Origin of the sequence: Celeribacter litoreus (assembly GCF_020165855.1) — a bacterium.
GTDB classification, from domain to species: domain Bacteria; phylum Pseudomonadota; class Alphaproteobacteria; order Rhodobacterales; family Rhodobacteraceae; genus Celeribacter; species Celeribacter litoreus.
On sequence record NZ_JAIUFY010000014.1, the window covers coordinates 402350 to 425719 of the forward strand.

The 23370-nt window shown below is 60.2% G+C and carries 20 protein-coding genes; 9 read left to right on the forward strand and 11 right to left on the reverse strand.

Features of this window, described 5'->3' with window-relative positions; genetic code table 11:
• Positions 1-47: 47 nt before the first annotated feature.
• The 3 genes from LA304_RS15570 to LA304_RS15580 form a co-directional block, all read right to left on the reverse strand.
• Complete coding sequence (locus LA304_RS15570) at positions 48-1637, reverse strand: hydantoinase B/oxoprolinase family protein (protein ID WP_224504085.1); 1590 nt, start codon at positions 1635-1637, stop codon at positions 48-50.
• Complete coding sequence (locus LA304_RS15575) at positions 1634-3688, reverse strand: hydantoinase/oxoprolinase family protein (RefSeq protein ID WP_224504086.1); 2055 nt, start codon at positions 3686-3688, stop codon at positions 1634-1636. Before LA304_RS15575 ends, LA304_RS15570 begins: the two co-directional genes overlap by 4 nt.
• A 71-nt stretch (positions 3689-3759) precedes the next feature.
• Positions 3760-5088: an NAD(P)/FAD-dependent oxidoreductase gene (locus LA304_RS15580; RefSeq protein ID WP_224504087.1), complete on the reverse strand. Its 1329-nt coding sequence runs from the start codon at positions 5086-5088 to the stop codon at positions 3760-3762.
• 376 nt (positions 5089-5464) lie between these two features.
• Between LA304_RS15580 and dctP the strand changes: the two genes are divergently transcribed.
• From dctP to LA304_RS15600, 4 genes are all read left to right on the forward strand, one after another.
• The gene (gene dctP / locus LA304_RS15585; protein ID WP_224504088.1) at positions 5465-6487 is read left to right on the forward strand and encodes a TRAP transporter substrate-binding protein DctP; all 1023 of its coding nucleotides are present in this window, start codon (positions 5465-5467) and stop codon (positions 6485-6487) included.
• A gap of 90 nt (positions 6488-6577) precedes the next feature.
• Positions 6578-7135, forward strand: coding sequence for a TRAP transporter small permease (locus LA304_RS15590; RefSeq protein ID WP_224504089.1), 558 nt, complete (start codon positions 6578-6580; stop codon positions 7133-7135).
• 16 nt (positions 7136-7151) lie between these two features.
• Positions 7152-8456: a TRAP transporter large permease gene (locus LA304_RS15595; RefSeq protein ID WP_224504090.1), complete on the forward strand. Its 1305-nt coding sequence runs from the start codon at positions 7152-7154 to the stop codon at positions 8454-8456.
• Positions 8457-8537: 81 nt separating this feature from the next.
• The gene (locus LA304_RS15600) at positions 8538-9356 is read left to right on the forward strand and encodes a DeoR/GlpR family DNA-binding transcription regulator (protein ID WP_224504091.1); all 819 of its coding nucleotides are present in this window, start codon (positions 8538-8540) and stop codon (positions 9354-9356) included.
• Positions 9357-9448: 92 nt separating this feature from the next.
• Here LA304_RS15600 and LA304_RS15605 read toward each other — a convergent pair whose 3' ends face one another.
• The 8 genes from LA304_RS15605 to LA304_RS15640 all read right to left on the reverse strand — a co-directional run bounded on the left by LA304_RS15605 (position 9449) and on the right by LA304_RS15640 (position 17605).
• A complete protein-coding gene (locus LA304_RS15605; RefSeq protein WP_224504092.1) occupies positions 9449-9892 on the reverse strand; it encodes a universal stress protein in 444 nt (147 codons plus the stop codon).
• Between the two features lie 10 nt (positions 9893-9902).
• Complete coding sequence (locus LA304_RS15610; RefSeq protein ID WP_224504093.1) at positions 9903-11189, reverse strand: TRAP transporter large permease; 1287 nt, start codon at positions 11187-11189, stop codon at positions 9903-9905.
• 3 nt (positions 11190-11192) lie between these two features.
• Positions 11193-11840, reverse strand: a complete 648-nt coding sequence (locus tag LA304_RS15615) for a TRAP transporter small permease (RefSeq protein ID WP_224504094.1) — start codon at positions 11838-11840, stop codon at positions 11193-11195.
• Between the two features lie 121 nt (positions 11841-11961).
• A complete protein-coding gene (locus LA304_RS15620; RefSeq protein ID WP_224504095.1) occupies positions 11962-12933 on the reverse strand; it encodes a TRAP transporter substrate-binding protein in 972 nt (323 codons plus the stop codon).
• A 223-nt stretch (positions 12934-13156) separates the two neighbouring features.
• Positions 13157-14521, reverse strand: a complete 1365-nt coding sequence (gene ehuR, locus LA304_RS15625) for a MocR-like ectoine utilization transcription factor EhuR (protein WP_224504096.1) — start codon at positions 14519-14521, stop codon at positions 13157-13159.
• Positions 14522-14572: 51 nt separating this feature from the next.
• On the reverse strand, positions 14573-15265 hold the full coding sequence (locus LA304_RS15630; protein WP_224504097.1) for a GntR family transcriptional regulator: 693 nt from the start codon (positions 15263-15265) through the stop codon (positions 14573-14575).
• Positions 15246-16418: an acetylornithine deacetylase gene (gene argE, locus LA304_RS15635; RefSeq protein ID WP_224504098.1), complete on the reverse strand. Its 1173-nt coding sequence runs from the start codon at positions 16416-16418 to the stop codon at positions 15246-15248. Before argE ends, LA304_RS15630 begins: the two co-directional genes overlap by 20 nt.
• Before the next feature lie 2 nt (positions 16419-16420).
• Positions 16421-17605, reverse strand: coding sequence for a M24 family metallopeptidase (locus LA304_RS15640; RefSeq protein ID WP_224504099.1), 1185 nt, complete (start codon positions 17603-17605; stop codon positions 16421-16423).
• Between the two features lie 249 nt (positions 17606-17854).
• Between LA304_RS15640 and eutB the strand changes: the two genes are divergently transcribed.
• From eutB to LA304_RS15665, 5 genes are all read left to right on the forward strand, one after another.
• Positions 17855-18850, forward strand: a complete 996-nt coding sequence (gene eutB, locus LA304_RS15645; protein WP_224504100.1) for a hydroxyectoine utilization dehydratase EutB — start codon at positions 17855-17857, stop codon at positions 18848-18850.
• Positions 18843-19820: a cyclodeaminase gene (locus tag LA304_RS15650; RefSeq protein WP_224504101.1), complete on the forward strand. Its 978-nt coding sequence runs from the start codon at positions 18843-18845 to the stop codon at positions 19818-19820. The genes eutB and LA304_RS15650 overlap by 8 nt, the downstream gene beginning before the upstream one ends.
• Positions 19821-19833: 13 nt before the next feature.
• On the forward strand, positions 19834-20316 hold the full coding sequence (locus LA304_RS15655; RefSeq protein ID WP_224504255.1) for an Lrp/AsnC family transcriptional regulator: 483 nt from the start codon (positions 19834-19836) through the stop codon (positions 20314-20316).
• Between the two features lie 112 nt (positions 20317-20428).
• Positions 20429-21904, forward strand: a complete 1476-nt coding sequence (locus tag LA304_RS15660; RefSeq protein WP_224504102.1) for an NAD-dependent succinate-semialdehyde dehydrogenase — start codon at positions 20429-20431, stop codon at positions 21902-21904.
• A gap of 56 nt (positions 21905-21960) precedes the next feature.
• Positions 21961-23331, forward strand: a complete 1371-nt coding sequence (locus tag LA304_RS15665) for an aspartate aminotransferase family protein (RefSeq protein WP_224504103.1) — start codon at positions 21961-21963, stop codon at positions 23329-23331.
• Positions 23332-23370: the final 39 nt, after the last annotated feature.

Sequence of the window (23370 nt, forward strand, 5' to 3'; positions counted from 1 at the left end):
GCGGCTGCATCTCTGCAGTCGCCCTGATTTTTCGGATCGTATCGCGCTTAGGCGATGCGGCCTTCCACGATGTCGCGTTGCACGGCCTCTGGCGCGCGCTCTGCGATGTCGCCGTGACCGCCGCCACCCGGCGTGACGATGGAGATCACTTGACCGGGCACGAGGTCGATCATACCGGAGAAATCCGTGCGACCGTCGCCTGTGTCGATTTGCGTGCCCTGCGCGGACTGACCACCCTCGAGACCCCAAGGCTGCGATTGCAGGCGCGAGGTCGAGATGGTGAAGCGGCAGGCGCGTTCCACACGGTAGGTGCGGCGCACACCGAGACCGCCACGGAATTTGCCCGCACCGCCGGAGCCGTCCACGAGCTCATAGCGCAGGAGCGTGAGCGGATATTCGAGTTCTAGCGCCTCAACCGGCAGGTTGGAGGTGTTGGTCAGGCCGACGTGAATGCCGGAGAGACCATCCGCGCCCGGACGGGCACCGCCGCCGCCGCCGATGGTTTCGAGATAGACCCAGATGTTGCCGTTCTCGTCCGTGCCGTTGAAGATCGCAGCGGTGCAGCAGCCATTACCAGCCGCCGCCACCTGACCCGGCAGGGCCTGCGCCAATGCGCCGAACACGAGATCGGTCACGCGCTGTGCGGCGGAAATCCGGCCATCGACTGCGGCAGGGTGTTCGCAGTTGAGGATAGAGCCCTTCGGAGCCGTCACGGTCAGAGGACGGGCGAGCCCGGCGTTCGGCAGGATCTCCGGATCAAGCACCGATTTCACGCCGAAATAGGTGGCAGCCAAGAGCGAGGTATAGATCATGTTCAGGCCGGAGCGCACCTGCGGCGGCGCGTCGAAATCGAGCGCCATCTCATCGCCCTTCACTGTGATCTCCACAGAGAAGGTCATCGGCTCACCGCCTTGTTCGCTGTCGAACTGGTCCGAGAAGCTGTAGGTCCCGTCCGGAATCTCCGCGATAGCCGCACGCATTTTGCGCTCGGCGTAGTCTTGGAGGGCGTCACCGGCTGCGAGGACCATGTCCGCGCCGTATTTGTCGCACAGATCGATCATCCGCTGGACGCAGAGACGGTTGGCGGACATTTGGGCACGCAGGTCGGAGAGACGTTCGCGCGGAACCTGACAGTTCAGGAGGAACATCTCTTGCAGGTCTTCGTTCAGAACACCTTTGCGATAGAGGCGCACGGGCGGAATGCGGAGGCCTTCCTGATAGATATGCTCATGCCCGCGATCCGCAAAGTCGGAATGGTGCGCGGTGTTCACGGCCCATGCGATCAGGGTGCCCTCTTTGAAGATCGGCTCTGCGACAACGATATCCGGCAGGTGTGTGCCGCCGCCCGCATAGGCATCGTTCGCCATGAAGATATCGCCGGCCTCAATGTCGGCCTCGTCAAACCGCGACAGAATCGCAGGGATCACACCGAGGAAGGAGCCGAGGTGCATCGGGATGTGTTCGGCCTGACAGAGGGTGTTGCCACGGCTGTCAAAGAGCGCCGTGGAACAGTCGCGCCGTTCCTTGATGTTCGTGGAATAGGACGCCCGCACAAGCGCTTCGCCCATTTCCTCGACGATGGATTGCAGAGCCGAGCCGATGACCTCGACGGTGATTGGATCGATTTGGGTGCTCATGCGCGGACCTCCAGAATGAGGTTGAGGTAGGGGTCAACAGTGCCGGTCATGTCCGGCAGGATCACAGTGGTCGTGTCCATCTGTTCGACGATGGCAGGGCCGGTGATCGTGTTGCCCGGTTTGAGAGCCGCACGGTCGTAAACCGGCACTTCCACGAAATCACCAGATTCCGGCAGCCAGACCTCGCGGGTCGCGATTTGTGCGGCGGAGGCGTCGGGGCCGTCTGCGGGGGCAGGGCGGAACTCGGCCTTGTTCACCACACCGGCGGCTTCGAGACGCAGGGTGACGAGCTGGATGGCTTCGCCTTCGGCAATGAACCCGAAGCGTTGCTGGTGCGCGGCTTCGAACCCGTCTTTGAGCGCAGTGAAGGTCTCTGCGGTGATCGGACCGGCAGGAACCGGCACGGAGAGCTCGTAGTTCTGGCCCATGTAACGAAGATCCGCGGTGCGGGTCATGACCTGACGGTCGGCTGCGATGTTCTCTGTCGAGAACCAATCGTTCGCTTGCTGCGCGAGATCGGCATAGCCGTTCTCAACGGCTTTGAGCGCCGCATCATCGAGCTGCATCAAACGCGAGACCGCGAAGTCGGCGCGCAGATCGGTGAGCAGGAGACCGAGCGCGCAGAGCGTGCCAGGGGTGAGCGGAACGATGATTTTCGACATGTCCAACTCACGGGCAAGACGTGCAGCGTGAAGCGGGCCTGCACCACCGAATGCCATCATCGCATAGTCGCGCGGATCGTGCCCGCGCTGGACAGAGATTACGCGAATGGCCTTCGCCATGTTCGCGGTGACAACAGAGATGATGCCCTGCGCGGTTTCCATCACGCCGAGGCCGAGCTTGTCGGCGAGGCGCTGAACGGAGGCCACGGCGAGATCGCGACGGACTTTCATCCGGCCGCCGAGGATTTCGACAGGGTTGAGCGTTTGAAGCACGATGTTCGCATCCGTCACGGTCGGTTCTTCGTTGCCGAGGCCGTAGCAGACCGGGCCCGGATGCGCGCCTGCGGAGCGGGGGCCAACCTTGAGCAAGCCGCCGCTGTCCACATGCGCGATGGAGCCGCCACCAGCCCCCACGGTGTGAATGTCGAGCATCGGGGCCTTGATCGGGTAGCCGTGCACGTCGGCCTCACCCGTGAGGGCGCAGAGACCGTTTTGCAGCAGTGCAACGTCAGAGGAGGTGCCGCCGACGTCAAAGGTGATGATGTTGTCAAAACCCGACATCTTACCAATGGCTTGCGCGGCAACAACGCCGGTGGATGGGCCGGAGAGAACGGTGCGGACGGGGTGGTTCGCCGCTGTGTCGAAACCGATCACGCCGCCGTTCGATTGGGTCAGCTGCGGTGTGGCTTCGAGCCCGATTTCATCGAGACGGTCTTTGAGGCGGCGGATATAGCGCTGCATCACTGGACCGAGATAGGCGTTCACGACGGTGGTCGACAGACGCTCGAATTCGCGGAACTCGGGGGCAACCTCGTGGGAGGTGGCGACGAACACATCCGGCAGTTCCTCTTCCACAATCTTGCGGGCGAGGGCCTCGTGTTCCGTGTTCAGGAAGCCGTAGAGGAAGCAAATGGCGAGGGCCTTGATGTCTTCTTTCGCGAGACTGCGGACCTCTGCGCGCAGGGCCTCTTCGTCAAGCTCGACCTCGATACTGCCATCGGCGCGCAGGCGCTCCGGCACTTCGCGGCGCAGATCGCGGGTGACGAGCTGCTGCGGTTTGTCCGCGTTCATGTCGTAGAGGTTCGGACGTTTCTGGCGGCCGAGTTCCAAAAGATCGCGGAAACCGTCAGAAACGATCAAGCCGGTCTTCACCCCGCGCAGTTCGATGAGAGCGTTCGTGGCGACCGTGGTCCCGTGTCCGAGGAAGCTGAGATCTTTTGCTTCCGCGCCAACTTGGTCCAGTCCTTCGACCACACCCTGCGTGATGCCGCGTGAGGGGTCGTCGGGGGTGGAGGAGACCTTCCATATCTCCACCTTTCCGGTCGCTTCGTCGAAGAGGCACACATCCGTGAAAGTGCCGCCGGAATCTACGCCAATTCTCCAGGCCATTCTTTTGATTTCCTTGTCGTTCTGTTTTTGAGTTTGGCCCCATTCGGGGCGGAATTTCTGTCTTTTCTTGATCAGGCTGCGCTGCCTGGTTTGAGACCACGTGTGCTAAGCCGTTCCATGCGGAAGGGCGTCGGGTCGAAAGAGGGGGTGATGCCGCGCACCAGTTCCGAGATGAGCTGGCCGCCGCCGGGACCAGAGCCGAAGCCGTGGCCGGAATAGCCGGAGCTGATGAAGAGACCCGGCACCGATGCGATGGGGCCGATGACCGGAATGGCATCAGGGGTCGCGTCGATCATCCCCGCCCAAGTGTGCGTCAGGCGCGCGCCGTCAAAGATCGGGAAGGCGCGGGCGAGGTTTTTGAGCGATTTGCGATTGTAGGTCTCGCTCGGCATCGGATCGAGGGTGCGGATTGTCTCGAACGGGGTCGCCTGATCGAGTTTCCAGTGACGCGGCATGGCGGCTTCTTTCATGAAATCACCGTTGAGGCGCAGCTGGATTTCCCGCCAGCTCGTGAGCAACGTCGGGAGAAACGCGCCAAAGAGGCGGAAACTGTCGGGGACGATGGAGGCAATGTTCGAATTGCGCAGGGCGATCGTGTAGCCGCCGTCGAGTCGTTTGCGGAAGGCAAAGTCGCCACCACCGACAGGCATGTCGCCTGCGTTTCCGTCGATCTCGACGCGGGCCACAGTGCCGTGGAGTTTGAGCTGCGGAAAGTTCACGCCGAGGTTGCCGAGGAAGAGGCGGGACCATGCGCCCCCTGCGACAATGGCGCGTTCGGTTTTGATCACACCTTTTTCGGTAACGACCTCGCTCAAATGTCCGGCACTTGTCTCAATGCCGCGCACGGCGCAGCCTTCGATAATCGTGGCGCCGAGACGACGCGCGGCTTTCGCCATTTCCGGAACAGCGCGCCACGGTTCGGCGCGGCCGTCGTTCGCTGTATGCAGCCCCATAGAGAAGCGGTTCGAGACTCCCGGAAAGGATTGCGCGATCATATTTGCATCGAGCACGGTAGACGCCATGCCGGTCTCTTTCGCGATCTCGGCCCAGTCGGAAAATTCTTTGATCTCGCGCGGGGTGCGGCAGACGTAGGTGATGCCCGTTTCGCGGAAACCGGTATCAATGCCAAAGCGTTCGTCGAGACCGCGCCAGATGTTCAGGCTGCCGATGGTCAGCGGCAGTTCCGCCGGATCACGACCCATCTGACGCACCCAGCCCCAGTTGCGGCTGCTCTGTTCACCGGCAATCACGCCTTTTTCACACAGAACGACCTTGAGCCCAGCTTCCGCGAGGAAGAGCGTCGCGGTCACACCTGCGATGCCACCTCCAATCACGACAACGTCCGCCGATTCTGGCAGCGTTTCGTCAGTTTCAATGCGTTCGATAACGTCGAGTATCATCTCTATATCTGGCCTTAATTGTTCATGACGTCCGAAGCTGTCCCATTCTGTGTGGAGCTTCAGGCGACGGTCTGCGTGCGCTTGATGGAAGCTTTTGCTGCATTTTGGGAGATTGTGAAGCTTGTGCGCGGAAAATTTATCTGTTAGCGCAAAATCTTGCAGAAAAAGCTTAAAAAATAATCATAAAAAGTCAATTGGAGGAAATGTTATGCATCTTTTTGGTATTTTTTGTCGGAAACGTGCAGTCATTTGACAATCATCTCCAAAAACTGCCGAATGCTATCACGAACAGTGCGAAACCTTTCATCTTCGCGCACATCAGTCTCATCAATCTGCCGCATCCTCCTCTCGCGGCACATAAAAACAGGGAACGCTCATGTCTCTTTCTCGCCGAATCTTCCTGAAAGGCGCCGCTGCCACCGGCGCTCTGTCCGCTCTCTCCGTTCCGGCCTTCGCAAGCACGATCAAATGGGATCTTGCCGATGAATACGGTGCGCAGGCCGTGTCCGGTAAAGCGTCCAACTTCTTCATTGAAACGATGTCCAAGAAGGTCGGCGACGTCTTTTCCCTGACCTATCAGGGCTCCGGCGCGCTCGGCTATAAATCTGTCGACCACTTCGACGCCGTTCAGGATGGGGCTGTGCAGGCCGCTGTGACCCTCGTGACCCAGATCGGTGGGATTGATCCGCTGTTCGATCTGTCGTCCTTGCCGTTCCTCGCCTCCACGCCGGACGAAGCCTATCTGCTCTGGAAGGCCGCCCGCGAAGAATACGCGAAGATTTTCGAAGAAAACGATATGATCCTGCTGTGGGCGATGCCGAACCCGCCGTCTGGCGTGAACGCACCGGCGCCCGTGACCTCCATGGACGCGATCAAAGGTCTGCGCATCCGCACCTACGACAAAAACGGCACCGAGACCTTCATCAACGCAGGCGCTTCCCCTCTGCAGGTGGCTTGGTCCGACCTGATCCCGCAGCTCTCCACTGGCGGTATCGACGGCGTTCTGACCTCTGCGGATGGTGCCCGTCAGCTGTCCATCTGGGACTACCTGAGCGACTACACGGAACTGAACTACGCGATGGGTCTGTTTATGTGTCACGTGAACCGTGACGCATTCGAAGACCTGCCGGAAAACGTACAGGCCGCCATGCTCGAGAGCATCGACGAGTGCGATGCGCGGAACTGGGAGATCATGAGCGATTCCATCGAAACTGCCTACGCAGAGATGGAAGAAAACGGCATGACCGTGACCCGCGACACCGAGGTTCCGGCCGAGGTCTTCGCAGCGCTGCAAGAAGCGGCTGCTGACGTGAAGGCTGCATGGCTGGAGCGCACAGGCGCCCGTGGCGAAGCTGTTTTCGCCCGCTTCGAAGAACTGAAAGCCGCTACAAACGGCTAAGACTGCCCTCCCTGCCGGTCCGGGGATGCCCGGTCTGGTCGCGCGCCGTCTTTCCCCGGACGGCGCGCACAATATTTGACGGAGACACCGATGAGCACACAGATCCCCCCGAACCCCGAGGGCAAGACCGACCCGCAATGGCTCAGTGCCATCGCGCGTGTTTCTGCCGGATTGAACACCATGGCTGCGGTTTTCGCGGCTGTGATCCTCGCCCTGATGACCGCACTGATCATCGTCGAGATCGTTTTGCGCTTTTTCGACACCTCCACCTACATGGCGGATGCCTTTGTCTCCTACGGTGTGGCGGCGCTCACCTTCCTCGCGGCGCCTTGGGCGCTCGAACACGGGGCGATGATCCGCGTCAAACTCCTCTTGGACCGCGTTCACGGCCTCCCGCGCGTTTTGGCAGAAGGGTTCACGCTCCTGTCGACCGGTTGGATGCTCTGGTTCCTCTTGGCCTATGAGTGGAAGACCCTGACCAAACTCTGGGATCGCGGGTCCGTCAGCCAGCACATCGTGCCTGTTCCGCTCTGGATCCCCGAAGCGTTCTTCACCGCCGGTCTCGTCCTCATGCTGTTCCAGATTGTCGTGCGCGCTCTGCGCCTGATTGCATTGCGCCAATCCGACAACCGCGCTGTCACCCTCTGAAGCTGAAAGGTCCAACATGACTCTCGCTCTCTCCTCGTTGATCCTCATGGGCCTCTTGGCCCTGTTCCTCGGCGCCGGCGTCTGGATCTTTAGTGGTCTCATCCTCGTCGGGACCTCTGCCATGTATTTTGTGCTCGACTTCCCGGCTGCGCGGATCGGGTCCATCGCGACCAAGGTGATTTCGTCCTCCGCGATCTCTTGGGAACTCGCCGCCATTCCGATCTTTATCTGGATGGGGGACATCATCTTCCGCACCGACATTTCCCAGCGCCTGTTCCGTGGCCTTGCGCCGCTGGTTGCTCGTATTCCGGGTGGGTTGCTGCACACCAACGTCTTCGGATGCACGATTTTCGCCGCGATTTCAGGCTCTTCCACGGCGACAACTGCGACGGTTGGCAAGATCACCGTGCCGGAGTTGCAAGAGCGCGGTTACGACATCAACCTCGCCTCCGGCTCTCTCGCAGGGGCAGGGAGCTTTGGACTCCTGATCCCGCCGTCGATTACGATGATCGTTTATGGCGTTTTGGCGGAAGTCTCGATTTCCAAGCTCTTCGCCGCCGGTCTCGTGCCCGGCCTCATGATGGCCGGTCTCTACGCGGGCTACATCGCCATCGTCTCTCTGATGAACCCGGACAAAGCGCCGCGCTATACGGGCGACACCAGCTTTCGCGCGATGCTGCATGGCTGTCTCGAACTGCTGCCGATTGCGCTTTTGATGTTTGTGGTGCTCGGCTCGATTTATTCCGGTCTCGCCACCCCGTCGGAGGCCGCAGCAGTTGGCGTGTTTGCTGCCATCATGATCACCATCGCGACGCGGCAGTTCTCCTTTCACAAGCTGGCCGAGAGCCTCATGAGCACGCTGCGAGTGTCCGCGATGATCCTCATGCTGATCGCCGCCGCTGCGTTCCTCTCCGCTGTGATTGCCTATCTGCACCTGCCGACCGACATCACCGCCGCGATTTCGCGTCTCGACCTGTCGCCCTATGGCGTGCTGATCATTCTCGCGGTGCTCTACATCATCCTCGGGATGTTCCTCGACGGCACCTCGATGACCGTAATGACGGTCCCAATCGCAGTTCCGCTCGTGGTGCAGGCCGGTTTTGATCCGATCTGGTTCGGGATTTACCTGATCATCATGATCGAAATGTCGGCGCTCACACCGCCCGTTGGTCTCAACCTCTTCGTTTTGCAGGGGCTGACCGGTCACACCCTTGGTCAAACCATGCGCGCGGCTGCTCCGTTTTTCCTCCTCTTGGTGCTCGGCGTCATTATCCTCGCCATCTTTCCAGAGATTGTCTTGTGGTTGCCTAATGCCTTGTGATCTGTTGAGGCAAAAGCCACACGCGACGCATAGCGCGGGGGCGGCATGAGGAGAAAGGATCGAACAGTGACGGAGCCGATGATGAGCGACGAACTCCTGCCCGCAGAGCGCCGGCAGCACCTGATGGACTGGTTTGCCAACAATCATTCCGGATCGAGCCAGGATCTTGCACGGTTATTCGGGATCTCTGTGTCGACCATCCGGCGCGATCTTGATCTGCTGGCGTCCGAAGGTCTCGTGAAACGCACCCACGGCGGCGCAGTCGCCGTGCGGTCCCGCGCGACATGGGAGCCGTCGACCGACTTGGCCCGACGGACGGCCGTTGAGGAAAAGCAGGCGATAGTGCTTGAGGCGATCAAGTTCATCGAACCGGGGCAATCGCTTCTGATCGATACGGGCGCTGTGGTTTGTCATCTCCTGGCGGATGAAATTGCCAAGCTGACGATTCCGCTCACCGTGATCACCAATGATCTCTACGTCGCGAATACATTGACCTACAAAGAGAATATCGCGCTCCATGTGCCGGGCGGGGCCTGCCGGTTTGGCAGCTTTAGCTTGCTCGGGTCTCCGGGGGAGGACTTTCTCAAGGACATCCGCTGTGACATCTTCTTTATGTCGGCTGCGGCAGTGGACGAGACCTGTGTCTCCGAGACGATCATAGAGATGGTGCAACTCAAGCGTGCGATGGTAGACGCCGCGCGTGAAGTGATCCTCCTCGCGGACAGTTCGCGGTTCATGGAACGGGCCCTGCATCGGACCGTGGCGATTGACCGGATCAACACGATCATCACGGACGAAGGGCTATCAGAAGAAAGCCGCCATCGTTTCCCGTCTCCGCAACCTGCCTTCCGGATTGCCAGTATGGAGAAGGGTGCGGCCAACGGTTCTGACGTGACCTAAGCCACGCGCGCTTTATTCGTTAGGACATTTTCAAAAATTTGAGCTGAACGGGTAGGGGGGGCGATGCACCGCCCCCTTCATCCTAGGCTGCGTCAGACGACCATCACGGGCATGGAGGCTGTGCTCGTCACCTTATGGCTCACGGAACCGAGCATATACCCCTCGGACGCACCGAGGCCGCGGGAGCCGATCACGATCAGATCGCAGTCTTTCTCCTTTGAGAACGCGATGATGGTGCGGGCCGACGGTCCGCCCTTGATAAAGGCCTGCACCTTTTCGAGGCCGAGGTCGCGCGCGCGGTGTTTCGCGTATTCGCCGACTTCCCGTGCCGCAGCCTTCATGGCGTCATCGAGATTACCGGGCTCTTCGCCTTTGCCCCTCACCATGGAGAGCGACGCTTCGAGGATCGAGTGGTGGCGGTAGACCGTTAGCACAATCAGCTCCGCGCCTGTCAGTTTGCTGAGTTCTATGGCCTTCTCAAGCGCGGCGTCCGCGCCTTTGGACCCGTCGTGCGGCATCAGAATTTTCTTGAACATGGCAGCCTCCTCATTTGCCGAATGCAATGTCGCGCAGGAACAGCGCAATCTGCGGGAAGAAGATCAGCAGGACAGACACCGACAGCAGCATGAAAATGAAGGGCGGCGTGCCTTTCACGACCTCTGCATAGGGACGTTTGAAGACCGCGATGGCGGTGAAGATGTCACAGCCGAAGGGCGGTGTCGCGCTGCCTATGGCCACCTGAAGCGTGATGATCGTGCCGACGAGCACCGGATCGAGACCGACCGATTGCACCACAGGAGCAAAGATCGGCACAAAAATCAGGATGACCACGATCGGGTCCACGAACATGCAGCCAACAAAGAACGCGATCGAGATCGTAAAGAGGACGCCGTAGGGCCCCATCTCGTTGATGCCGATGCTGCCAAGCACTTGCTGCGGGATTTGGGCAAAGCTGATGACGTAGGAGAACGCCGCGCCCGCACCGACGAGGATGAACACCACGGCAGTGATGAGGCCGGTGGATTTTGCCGTCGCGTAGAGTTGTTTGAGGCTCATCTCACGAAAGACGACCATCTCCAAAAGAAGCGCGTAGAGCACACAGGCCGCTGCGGCCTCGGTCGGGGAAAAGACGCCGCCATAAATGCCGCCGACGATGATGACCGGAAAGCCGAGGGGCCAAAGCGCCCGCTGGATGGCACGACCGCGTTCCCCCCACGTGGATTTGGGTTCGGTCGGGACATTGTTCCGGACCGCGTAAATGTAGGCGTAGATCGAAAACAGGAACAGGATCAAAAGGCCTGGTCCAATGCCCGCGATGAAGAGTTCGGAGATCGAGGTGCCGGACACCACGCCGTAGATGATCATGCCGATGGATGGCGGGATCAGGAAGGCAATATCGGACGAGTTGACAATGAGCGCGAGCACGAAACTGTCGTTATAGCCCGCCTTGAGCATACGAGGACGCAGAGGGCCACCAACTGCGACCACTGTTGCCTGAGTGGAGCCGGAGACTGCTCCGAACAGCGTGCAGGCCGTGGCCGTCGATACCGCGAGCCCGCCCTTGATGTGGCCGACAAAGGCCATCACGAGGTCAATGAGACGGTTCGCGGACTGGCCGCGTGTCATGATGTCGGCGGCGAAGATGAACATCGGCACGGCAATGAGGCTCGCCGGTTGGATGCCGCCCAGAATTTGCTGCACCATCGTGTCCAGTTGGCCAAAGCCCTTGAAGAGGGTGACAAAGCCGATGAGCGCCCCCGCGATCAGCGGGATCATCATGGGGAAGCCGAGCAGAAGAAGCACGATCATCGTGCCGAAGATTGCCAGAGCCATGTCTTAGACCTCCTCTGCCGTGTCGTCGGAATAGCCTTCCATCGTGCTTGTGGAGAGCCAGATATCTTTGTGGATGATGTTTTTGATGGCGGTGAGGGCATATTGCAGCCCGGTCAGGAAAAAGCCCAAGGGCGCCCAGACGATGATCCACCAGACGGGAATTTGCAGAGCGGGCAACAGACGGCCGCGCGACGCCTGAGCCAGAACATAATCAACAGAATACCACGCGAGCATGAACATCGCTGCCGCAGTGACGAGGGCGATGACAATCATAAGAACCTTGCGCAGAGGCGGCTTCATCGCGTCGAAAAACGCGGACATCCGGATATGACGGCCATGACGCGCCGCATAGGAAATCCCTGCGAAAGTGATGAGAATGATCAGCGCGCGGTTGATCTCTTCGGAGAAAAAGAGGCTCTGACCAAAGACGAACCGCCCGACGACATTGGCCATCGTGTTAAGCGCCATCAACAGCACCCCGACCGCGAGGAGAAAGGCTTCGATCCGCGCGATAGCGAAATCGATCACCCCAAGGAAACCGGGAAGACCGGACACATAATTGGAATCGTCGATGTCATCGTCGACAGCTGGCGTCTCGAGATTTGCCAGAAGATCCGGATCGACCTTTGGTGCGGTTCCTTCGTCAGGCATATGCGATATGTCCCTGCGCTGTAAGAAGTTGATGTAAATTTAAAAAGTTGTCGAGCCGTCGGGGAATGACGGCTCGACGTCCGCTCGTTTAAGAGCTGTTTTCCACGCTTGCGCGCAGTGATCACTCGACGGCTGCGAGGTCGGCTTTGAGCTGTTCGAGGATCGCACCGGCTTGGTCGCCGCCAATCTCGAGGAACTCGGCCTCAACGGAGTCGGAGGTCGCCATGAACGGCGCGCGCTCTTCCTCGGTCAGCGTGGTGATGGTCATGGACGGTTTGGCTTCCATGATCTTTTCGAGCGACGCTTCGGTCAGGCCGTCCTGATAGTCGATGATGTAGTCAAACGCCGCGTCGATCGCATTGTTTACGAGCGCTTTGTCCTCCTCCGGTAGATCGTCGAAGAAGTCTTTGTTGGCCATCACAGCGGTGGTGAAGTTGTTGTGGCCTGCGCGGGTGATGTGATCTGTCACCTCATACATCTTCGTGGACTCGATGAAGAATGCGGGGTTCTCCTGGCCCTGAATGATGCCGGTCTGAAGCGCGCCGTAGACTTCACCCCACGGCAGCGGCGTCGGGGTCGCGCCGAAGGCTTTGTAGCTCTCGACCAGAAGCGGGTTGGTCATGACGCGGAATTTCACCTCGTCGAGATCCGCCGGACCGGAAACCGGCTCGGTCGTGGTCATCATGACCTCGCCTTCCGGGAACATGGTCAGCAGTTCAAGACCCTGCTCCGCGTAAAGCGGTGGGAACATTTCGTTGATCGCTTTGGACTCTTTAAAGAACGTCGCGAGCGTGCCGGTGTCCTGCGGCAGCAGATACGGCACAAAGAAGACCTGAGCTTCCGGGATCAGAGCGCCGGTGAAGCCCGGAGACTGGTCGACGAACTGCAGGATGCCGGATTGCGTCTGCTCCATAATAGAGTCGGATTCACCGAGTGTACCGAAGGGGAAAAGCTGGACCTCGTGGTCGGAGTTGGCCTCGATCTCTTCCTTGAATTTTTGGGCGAATTTACCCTGAACCTCGTCCATCGCTTCCTCGAAAGCGTAACGCCATGTGTCGGCCATTGCGCTTCCGGTGCCAAGGAGCAGAGCCATGGCGCTGGTGGCGAAAAACTTTTGATATGACATATAAATTTGTCCCCTGTGTTCAGTTCAATTGGTCGCAGGTTTCATGCGACAAAACTTGGTTTTACACCGCAGGGCTTAGCAGCCGCGGCTCACACGCAAGACTCTGGGTCAGGTCAAACTCAAGTCAATGTTTATATTGAACCATGACAATTTGAGCCATGATGAACTGGCTTTGACAGCTTTCGGGCGGTCAAAACTGAGGCAAAATCCCCTGAAGAATCCGCAATGATTTCTCCAGATCACGCCGTGATCCGGCACCAAGGCACAGCCGGACTGCGGGTGTCGACTCGGTGACGGCAAATCCTGCGCCCGGAGCGACCGCAACATCCTGCTCCAAGGCGCGGGCGACGAAGGTGTCTTCGTCCATTGTCGGCGGCAGAGTGAGCCACCTGTGGAGCGTGTGCAGGCTCCCTGTGCAGTTTGGGCCGAGGATGGAATGAGCGAGCCGGTTCCGTGCCGCCAATTCCACACGATGCGCGGCCAGCACCTTGTCGGCAGTCCCGCTTTCGATCCAGTCCCGCGCGAGTTCTGCGATGAGGGGCGTTGCCATCCATGCCGATGCCAAATGGCGATTTGTCACGTGTTCGAACAGTCCCTCCGGCATCACCAAAAACCCGAGCCGGAGGCCCGGCGATACGCATTTTGTCAACGCCGTGAAATAGAATGCCTGACGGGGGGCCACGCTTGAAATGGGCGGCGGGCGACGGGCGGGAAGCGGGCCGAGCGGGTCGCTCTCGAGGATGGTCAATCCGGTCTCCACAGCCGCTTCTGCGAGGGCCTCGCGCCGCTCCTTATCCATGATGTGCGGGATCGGTCCTGCGCCAGAAGGAAGGATGAAGAGTGCCTTCATGAGACCGGCGGACTCTTGTGCCGCTGCACGCAAGGCGTCGGGGATCATGCCGCGCTCGTCGCTCTCGATCGGGTGCAGTTGCACGTTGAGGGCTCTGGCGGCCTGCTTGAGTGTGTGGGTCGTCACAGGGTCACAGGCGACGACATCTCCTGCGGTCAGCACCGATGACATTGCGACAAACATTGCCGGCGTCGTGCCATTGGTGATCAGAACGCGGCGCCCACCCGCGAGGATGCCGCAGCGGGACAGCCAGTCGGAGGCCATGTCCGCATAGCGGGCCGCGGTCAGCTCCGGTCGCAATCCGTGGATGACGTTCTCATGCAAGTCGCCTGAGAGGCGTTGCAGGCTCTCGGCCCACGCCGTCTGTGCCTGTTTGAGGGAGACAGGCGTCATCAGAGAGAGATCATAGCGCGGCAGACGCGGGATCGTGCTGTGCCAGGGGGTTTCCATCGTCTCGGGCGGCAGCGAGTTCACAAATGTCCCGCGCCCGACTTCTCCGGCGATGAGATCGGCGCGGATCAGCTCCTCATAGGCGCGGCTCACGGTCTGGACGGAGACTTTCAACTCCCACGCGAGCTGTCTATGCGTGGGCAAACGGTCGCCCGCACGCAAAGTCCCCGCGCTGATCGCTGCAGCGATGGCTTGGGCGAGGCTGCGGTAGGCTGGGCGTGTGATGTCTTCGGGGGTGAGAGGCCAATGCGACATGGTGCGGGATCGTTGCTCAGGCCGTCAGGATTGTCCAGTGCGGCTCCGTGCTCATTTCTGCATCCGCGCAAAACTTAGGGAGATGTGTCCCCGCCGGATATGGCCGATCGCATCGAGGTCCCCGAGCTTGAGCGCGTCGAGAATGTCCTGCACCTCGCCTGCGTAGATCTCGATCTCCTGCATCAGGTCGATCTGGGATGCGGTCACTTGCTGAAGCCAGATCCGCGCCGTGCGGAAATACAGGCGTTCGGACATCAGGCGCAGCGGAGCGTTGGCGGTGAGGTCCAGAAGCGTCAGGAACATGTCCCGATCCAGCATCGAGAACTCTTTGGCGGACGGTGCGGATTTGAGCGCTTCTGCCCGGCCCAAGAGCTGTTCGACCCGCGCAATCAGCGCAGGAGAAGGAGGCACAGTATCGAGAGAGGTCTGCAAGAGGACGAGCTCTTTGCGCAAGCGATACACCTGCGCAAGTTCTGCCATGTCCATCGTTGTGACCATCGTGCCGACGCCATGCACTGAGGTCACGAGCCCCTCATCCTCCAAACGCGCGAGAACGCGTCGCAGCGGCGTGCGCGAAATCCCGAATTCGGTGGCCAACTCCGTCTCCGAGAGTTTCATCCCCGGCGGATATTCCAACAGACAGATCCGGCTGCGCATATCGTCGTGAATTTTATCAAAACGATCCCGCGCGCTCAGGGATTCTGGCAACGGCTCATCGCGCGGGTCAGTCAGCGTCTCGTCCACCGTATATCTCTCCCAAACGGTCCAGCATGGCCAAGGACTGGCTCAGCTGATCAAGCGCGATATATTCGTCCGGTTTGTGCGCCTGATCAATAGACCCCGGTCCGCAAATCACGGCCTCCATGCCAATTTGTTGGAAGAGACCCGCCTCAGTCCCGAACGGCACCACATCGCAGGTGTTGGCCCCCGTCAGGCGGCAGATGAGATCGCGGGCCGCGTTGTCATCCATGGGCATCAGGCCCGCGACCTCGCCAATGATCTCGGTCGAAATATCTGCATAGGGCGCAACGCGGCGCATGTCGGGCAACAGGACGTCGCCCACATAGGTCGCAAGGTCGCGTTTCACGAAGTCCATATCGTCCTGCACGACGGGCCGCATTTCCCACTCCAGCGTTGCTTTGCCTGCGATCACATTGTGCGCATGTCCGCCTTTGAGACCGCCGATGTTGATCGTCGTGTAGGGCGGATCAAACCGTGACCCTTCCGGACAGCGCGCGATCAGAGCCGCGCGGAGTTGCATTAGACGATTGATATACCGCGCCGCATATTCGACGGCATTCACGCCCTTTTCCGGCGCGGATCCGTGTCCCTCGGCGCCCGTAAAGGTCACGGTGTATTCACAGCACCCTTTGTGACCCTCAATGACCCGCATCTCGGTCGGCTCACCGATGAGCGCCATTGCCGGACGGATTTCGCGCTCGCGCAAAACGTCTACGAGATCGCGTGCCCCGAGACAGCCGACCTCTTCGTCATGGGTAAAGGCAAAGTGGATCGGGCGCTCCGTGGCGGCCGCTTTCAGGCTGTCGAGCTTCGTCAAACACGTCGCGATAAAGCCCTTCATGTCGCAGGTGCCGCGCCCGTAGAGTTTGCCGTCGCGCTCGACCATCGCGAACGGATCGCTGGTCCACGGCTGATCCTCGACCGGCACCACATCGCTATGGCCCGAGAGGACAAGCCCACCCGCGCGCTCCGGTCCGAGCGTGGCAAAGAGGTTGGCCTTTTGGCCGCTCTCGTCCTCCATCACCTCGACACGCGCACCGGCGCTCTCCAACCTCTCTGCAATGTAGGAGATCGCGGAGAGGTTGCTTTGCGAGGACACGGTGGGAAAGGCGATGAGATCGCCGAGAATGTCCCGACAGGTCGTCAGATCAGGCATGATCAGTCTTTCACATAGAGTTTGCGCGGCACATTGCAGAGCGGCTCTGCGGCGCCTTCTTCGCGAATGACGATGGTCTCGGTCGTTTCCATGCCCCAACCGTCCATCCAGAGGCCGGGCATAAAGTGGAAGGTCATCCCGGGTTCCAGAACGGTCTCGTCTGTTGCGCGCAGCGACACGGTATGCTCGCCCCAATCCGGCGGGTAGGAGAGGCCGACGGCATAGCCGCATCGGTTCGGGCGCTCGATCCCGACCTTGATCAGTTCGGCATCCAGAGCGCGGGCGATATCACACGCGCGGTTGCCTGCGCGCGCGACCTCAATCCCCGCATTTACGCCTGCGGTGAGGGCCTCCGCCGCGTCGGTCATAAAACTCGGTGGTTTGCCGAAGAAAATGGTCCGGCACAGCGGCGCGTGATAGCGGCGATAGCAGCCGGATTGCTCGATAAAGGTGGCTTCGCCCTTTTTGAGCGCCTCTCCGTTCCACGTCAGGTGCGGGGCAGAGGCATCTTCACCCGACGGCAGGAGCGGCACAATCGCCGGATAATCGCCCCAGCTGTCATCCTCACCCTGCACGGCGGTCTTGAACAACTCGCCCACGAGATCGTGCTTGCGCATCCCCGGTTCCGCGATCTCCATGGCGTGTTCGATCACCAGTTCGGAAATCCGCGCGGCGCGGCGCATGAAGCCGAGCTCTTCTGACGACTTGATCAGGCGGTTCCAGTTCACGAGCGTCGAAGCGTCCACAAATTCCGCCTCCGGCATCCCTTCAAGCAGGACAGAGAACGCGCGGGCGGTGAAGTAGTAGGTCTCCATCTCGATGCCGATGCGTTTGTTGCCGTAGCCCATAATGCGCAGATGCGAGGCGAGGTCTTCCATCGGGTGAATGTCCGTCGCCTGAATATAGCGGTCCGCGTAGGAGATGATCTTGTCATGCTCCATCCAGACCGTGCGTTTCGCGCCATTGGCGTCCTGCATCCGGCCCCACCAGATCGGATCGCCGTCCATTGGTAGGATCACGCCTTGATGCACATAGAAAGACCATCCGTCATAGCCCGTCAGCCAGTTCTGGTTGGACGGGTTCGTGACGAACAGAACATCGATTCCGGCCTCTGCCATGGATTCGCGTGTGAGGCGGATGCGTCGGTCATATTCTGCGTGAGAGAATGGAGCGTTCTCGATCGGCATGTTTTTCTCGCAATTTGTGCACATCTTGTGCGGTTTCGTGTGAGGCTTCCGTCGGAAGTCTCTCTAAATAGGCATTTAATTGAGGGTATTGCCATTAATCGGCAAGTGATTCACTTGCTGTTGTATACATCTGTTGGATAAGCAGGTTCGTGACGTCAATAAAAATCAATGGGGACCGTGATTGAAATCGCGTGAGGCAGGTCAATTTGCTGCGCGTTTGATCTTTCGCGAACAAAGAGGAGAGCAGTGATGGTTGCGATAACGGACGTGCTCATGGCGGCGACGGCGATCAAAGGCGTCGCTGACGCCACGCCGCTCGTCCCTTCGGCGCTTTCGCGGCGGTTAGGGGGGGATTTGTGGCTCAAATTGGAGACCTGCCAACCCATCGGCGCGTTCAAGCTGCGCGGGGCGTCGAACGCGGTTGCGCATTTGCCGGCGGGCGCGTCCGGTGTGACCTGCTGCTCGACCGGCAACCACGGGCGCGCCGTCGCCTATGCCGCCGCCGCGCGTGGGCTGCGGGCGGTGATCTGCATGTCTGAGCTTGTCCCGGAGGCGAAGGTCGACGGCATCCGCGCCTTGGGCGCAGAGGTGCACATCCATGGCCGTTCGCAGGATGAGGCCCAGATCGAGGCCCTGCGCCTGTCGCGCAATGAGGGGCTGGTCGATATCTCCCCGTTTGATGATCCGCATGTGATCGCGGGGCAGGGGACGATTGCACTTGAAATGCTCACCGCGCGACCCGATCTCGACACTCTGCTCATCCCGCTCTCTGGCGGCGGTCTTGCGGCAGGCATGGCGGTCGCGGCGCGCGCACTCAATCCGGATATCCGCCTGATCGGGATCACCATGGACCGCGGCGCGGCGATGGCGGCATCAATAGAGGCAGGGCATCCTGTCGAGGTGGAGGAAGTCCCAAGCCTCGCCGACAGTCTCGGTGGGGGCATCGGCCTGAAGAATAAACATTCCTTCCGGCTCTGTCGCGACCTCCTCGATGAGGTCGTGCTCGTCACTGAGGCGGAGATCTACGCTGCGCTTCAGGCGCTCTACTATGAAGACCGCATGGTCGCGGAGGGCGCCTGTGTTGTTGGCATCGCCGCGCTCATGGCGGGAAAAGTCACCCCTAGCCCGCAGATGGGCACCGTAATTACGGGTCGCAACGTCGGTATGGCGCAATTCACCCGAGTGATCACCGGACAGGACGTGATCCTCGGCGATCTGACTGTGAAAGGACATCCCTATGGCTGACATTCGTATCGTGACTGAATCCGAGCTTCGTAAGGTCGTTTCCCTTGATCTCGACACCATCGATGTGATCGAAAACGGTTTTCGCGCTCTTGCGTCGGGTGGCGTCGTTATGCCGCCGGTTCTGTCGATGGCGATTGAGGAGCATCACGGCGAAGTCGACGTTAAAACTGCTTATGTGCCGGGGTTCAACGGGTTCGCGCTTAAGGTTTCCCCCGGTTTTTTTGATAACCCCAAACTCGGCCTGCCGTCCCTCAACGGCTTGATGATCCTTCTGTCCGCCAAAACGGGACTTGTGCAGGCGGTGTTTCTCGACAACGGGTATCTCACGGACATTCGCACCGCCGCCGCAGGCGCCGTCGCCGCACGCCACCTCGCGCCAGAGGTCGAAACGGCGGGTGTGATCGGCACGGGCGTCCAAGCACGACTGCAGATGCAGGCGGCCCATCTCGTCCGTCCGTTCAAGCGCTGTCTCGTCTGGGGCCGCGACGCTGAAAAAGCGGCTGTCTGCGCCTCTGATATCGCGCTTGCCACAGGGGCGGAGGTGGAGGTCATGACCGAGATCGCGCCACTTGTCGCGCAGAGCCAGCTTGTCGTCACCACGACACCGTCCACGGAGCCGCTGATCACTGCGGATATGCTCCATGACGGACTGCATATCACCGCGATGGGGTCCGATCAGTCTGGCAAGACAGAGATTGATCCCTATGCGCTCGATGCTGCGACGCTCTATGTCTGTGATCGGGTGAGCCAGTGCGAGGCCTTGGGCGAATTGCGCGGCGCGCGGGAGATGGGCCTCATGCCCGCCACGCCGCCCGAACTCGGCCAGATCATCACCGGCCAGATGGCAGGACGCACGGATCCGACCGACATCACGATCTGCGATCTGACCGGCACAGGGGTGCAGGATACCGCCATCGCCACCCATGTTGCTGCCCATTTGGGGGATGCAGGCACAGTGATTTCCACGTAAGTCTGTGACCATGATCAAACTCGACGCCCGCGACTTCGACATTCTGCGTGTTCTGGCCCGAGAGGGCCGGATCTCCAAATCTGCGCTCGCCGAAAAGATCGGCCTATCACCCACGCCCGCGTGGGAGCGATTGAAAAAGCTGGAAAAAGCGGGGCTGATCGAGGGCTATCGCGCCGACATCAATCTCCGAAAACTCGGCCCCTCCGTGACCGTGTTCGTCGCCGCCGAACTTGCGGATCACACGCAGGCCTCGTTCCAGACGTTCGAAGCCTCTCTTCAAGCGCATGAGGAAATTGTGGCCTGCTGGGCTCTGGGCGGGGGGTTCGATTACCTGATGCAAATCGTGACACGCGACATCGACGCCTATCAGCGGCTAATTGATACGCTGCTTGATGCCCGCATCGGAATCGCCCGCTATTTTACCTATATCGTCACTAAGCAGGTCAAAGGTGGTGGGCCTCCGCCGCTCGGATTGTTTGTCGACGACGGCGCGTAGTCCAAACGGACTACGCAGCCGCGAAATACGGACCACATCTCCGGTTTGAGCGATGCATTTGGTCTCCTTTTCTCTCCCGCCACGTCAAATTGGCGGGGAAAGGAGGCCCATGATGCTCGACACTGCGATTTCTGCCCGAACGGATATAGAGGACAAGCGCCTATTGCGCGGCTTTGCCTATGTGAATGGCAAATGGACGACCGGAGACACAGGCGACAGCTTTCCGGTTCATGATCCCGCCACTGGCGCGCATCTCGGGGATGTGGCCGCGCTCACAGCGACCCAGGCCTCCGAAGCCGTGGATTCCGCGCACGCCGCTTTTTCGGTCTGGGCTATGCTCCTGCCGCAAGAACGCGCCGCTGTGCTGCGGCGTTGGTATGCGCTGATCATGGAAGCGAAAGAGGACCTTGCGTGTATCATGGTGTGCGAGCAGGGCAAGCCCCTCTCAGAGGCGCGCGGCGAGATCGACTATGCCGCCGCGTTCGTGGATTTCTATGCCGAAGAAGCCAAGCGCCCGAATATCGAAGGCGTCACCTCCCATCTGCCGGATGCGGAGATGGAGCTCTGGTATGAGCCGATGGGGGTTGTGGCACTGATCACGCCGTGGAACTTCCCTTGCGCCATGTTGACCCGCAAAGCGGCGGCGGCGCTCGCCGCAGGCTGCACCGTCGTGGCGCATCCGTCGCATGAAACGCCTTATTCAGCGCTTGCCCTCGCCGAACTCGCGGAACGGGCAGGGATGCCAGCGGGCGTGTTCAATGTCATCACGGGCCACGCGCCCACAGTCGTCAAACCGTGGACAGAGGATACACGAGTGCGCGCGCTCTCCTTCACCGGTTCGACTGAGGTCGGGCGTCTGCTCTATCGTCAGTCTGCCGATACGGTGAAAAAGCTTGTGCTCGAATTGGGAGGCCACGCCCCTGTGATCGTCTTCAAGGGCGCAGATATCGACCGCGCCGTGGATGAAGTGATCAAGGCCAAGTTCGCGACTTCCGGTCAGGACTGCCTCGGCGCGAACCGCATCTATGTGGAACGTCCCGTCTATGAGGCGTTCTGCGAAAAGTTCACCGCAGCGACAATGGCGCTCTTACTCGGGGCGGGGATGTCCGATCCCGACATCGGTCCGCTGATGAACGCGGGCGCGGTCGCAAAGCAGAAAGAGCACGTCGAGGACGCCCTCGCCAAGGGCGCGACGCTCGCCTGCGGTGGTGCGGTGTCCGATCTCGGGCCGTTGTTCTTTGAGCCGACCGTGCTCACCGACGTGCCGGACGATGCCAAGATCATGCATGAAGAGACCTTTGGTCCCGTCGCACCCATCACGCCCTTTGACAGCGAAGAAGAAGTCGTCGCCCGCGCCAATGACAGCGAATACGGCCTCGTCGCCTACGTCCATTCCCAAGACCCGCGCCGTATCTACCGGCTCTCCCGTGCGCTTCAATACGGCATGGTCGCTGTGAACCGCACGAAGGTCACAGGCGCGCCGATCCCCTTTGGCGGGGTCAAGCAATCCGGTCTGGGCCGCGAAGGCGCCCGCATGGGGATGCAGGAATTCATGGACGTGAAATACGTCTGCCGTGACTGGGCGTGATGCCCGACAAAAGTCCGACACTTGTCCGACACCAATCCGAATGAGGAACTGAGCATATGTTGACCAATGACCAACTCTCGAAATGGGACCGCGAAAACTTTTTCCACCCGTCCACACATCTCGCTCAACACGCCCGTGGCGAGACCCCAAGCCGCGTGATCAAAACCGCACACGGGGTGCATATTGTGGACCGTGACGGCACCGAGCTGCTCGATGCGTTTGCCGGTCTCTACTGTGTAAACGTGGGCTACGGCCGTCAGGAGATTGCCGAAGCCATCGCGGATCAGGCCCGCGAACTGGCCTATTATCACGCCTATGTTGGTCACGGGACCGAGGCGTCTATCACGCTTGCAAAGATGGTTCTGGACCGTGCTCCCGACCACATGTCGAAGGTCTATTTCGGTCTCTCCGGATCCGATGCGAACGAGACCAACATCAAGCTTATTTGGTATTATAACAACATCTTGGGCCGCCCCGAGAAGAAGAAGATCATCTCCCGTCACCGCGGCTATCACGGCTCCGGTCTCATGACTGGTTCTCTCACAGGCCTCGAAGCCTTCCAGAAGAAATTCGATCTCCCGCTCGACCGGATCATCCACACCGAGGCCCCGTATTACTTCCGCCGCGACGATCTCGATATGTCCGAAGGGGCCTTCGTCGCGGATTGCGTTGCCAAGCTCGAAGCGCTGATCGAGAAAGAAGGCGCAGACACGATTGCGGCCTTCATCGGTGAGCCGGTTCTGGGCACGGGCGGCATCGTTCCGCCGCCTGCCGGATATTGGGATGCGATCCAGAAGGTTCTGGAAAAGCACGACATTCTGCTGGTGGCCGACGAGGTCGTGACAGGTTTTGGTCGCCTCGGCACCATGTTCGGCTCCGAGCATTACGGCCTGAAACCCGATCTGATCACCATCGCCAAAGGCCTCACCTCCGCCTACGCGCCGCTGTCCGGCTCCATCGTCTCTGACAAGATGTGGAAGGTACTCGAACAGGGCACGGACGAAAACGGTCCGATCGGTCACGGCTGGACCTATTCCGCGCACCCGATCGGGGCTGCGGCCGGTGTGGCGAACCTCAAACTCCTTGATGAACTCGCGCTTATGCAGAATGCGGGAAGCGTAGGTGCCTATCTCAATGCGGCGATGAAAGACGCGCTCGGCGATCATCCGAATGTGGGCGACATCCGTGGCGAAGGCATGCTCTGTGCCGTCGAATTCGTCAAAGACCGCGATAGCCGCACGTTCTTTGATGCGTCTGACAAGGTGGGCTATGGCCTCGCAGGTGCCTTGCTCTCCGAAGGCGTGATCGGCCGCGCCATGCCGCAGGGCGACATCCTCGGTTTCGCACCGCCGTTCTGCTTGTCGAACGACGAAGCAGACAAGATCGTGGACGCGACCGTGAAAGCCGTGAAATCCGTGCTCGGCTGACGTTCGTCGGTCTCAGTCACTCAAAAAAGAAACCGAGCC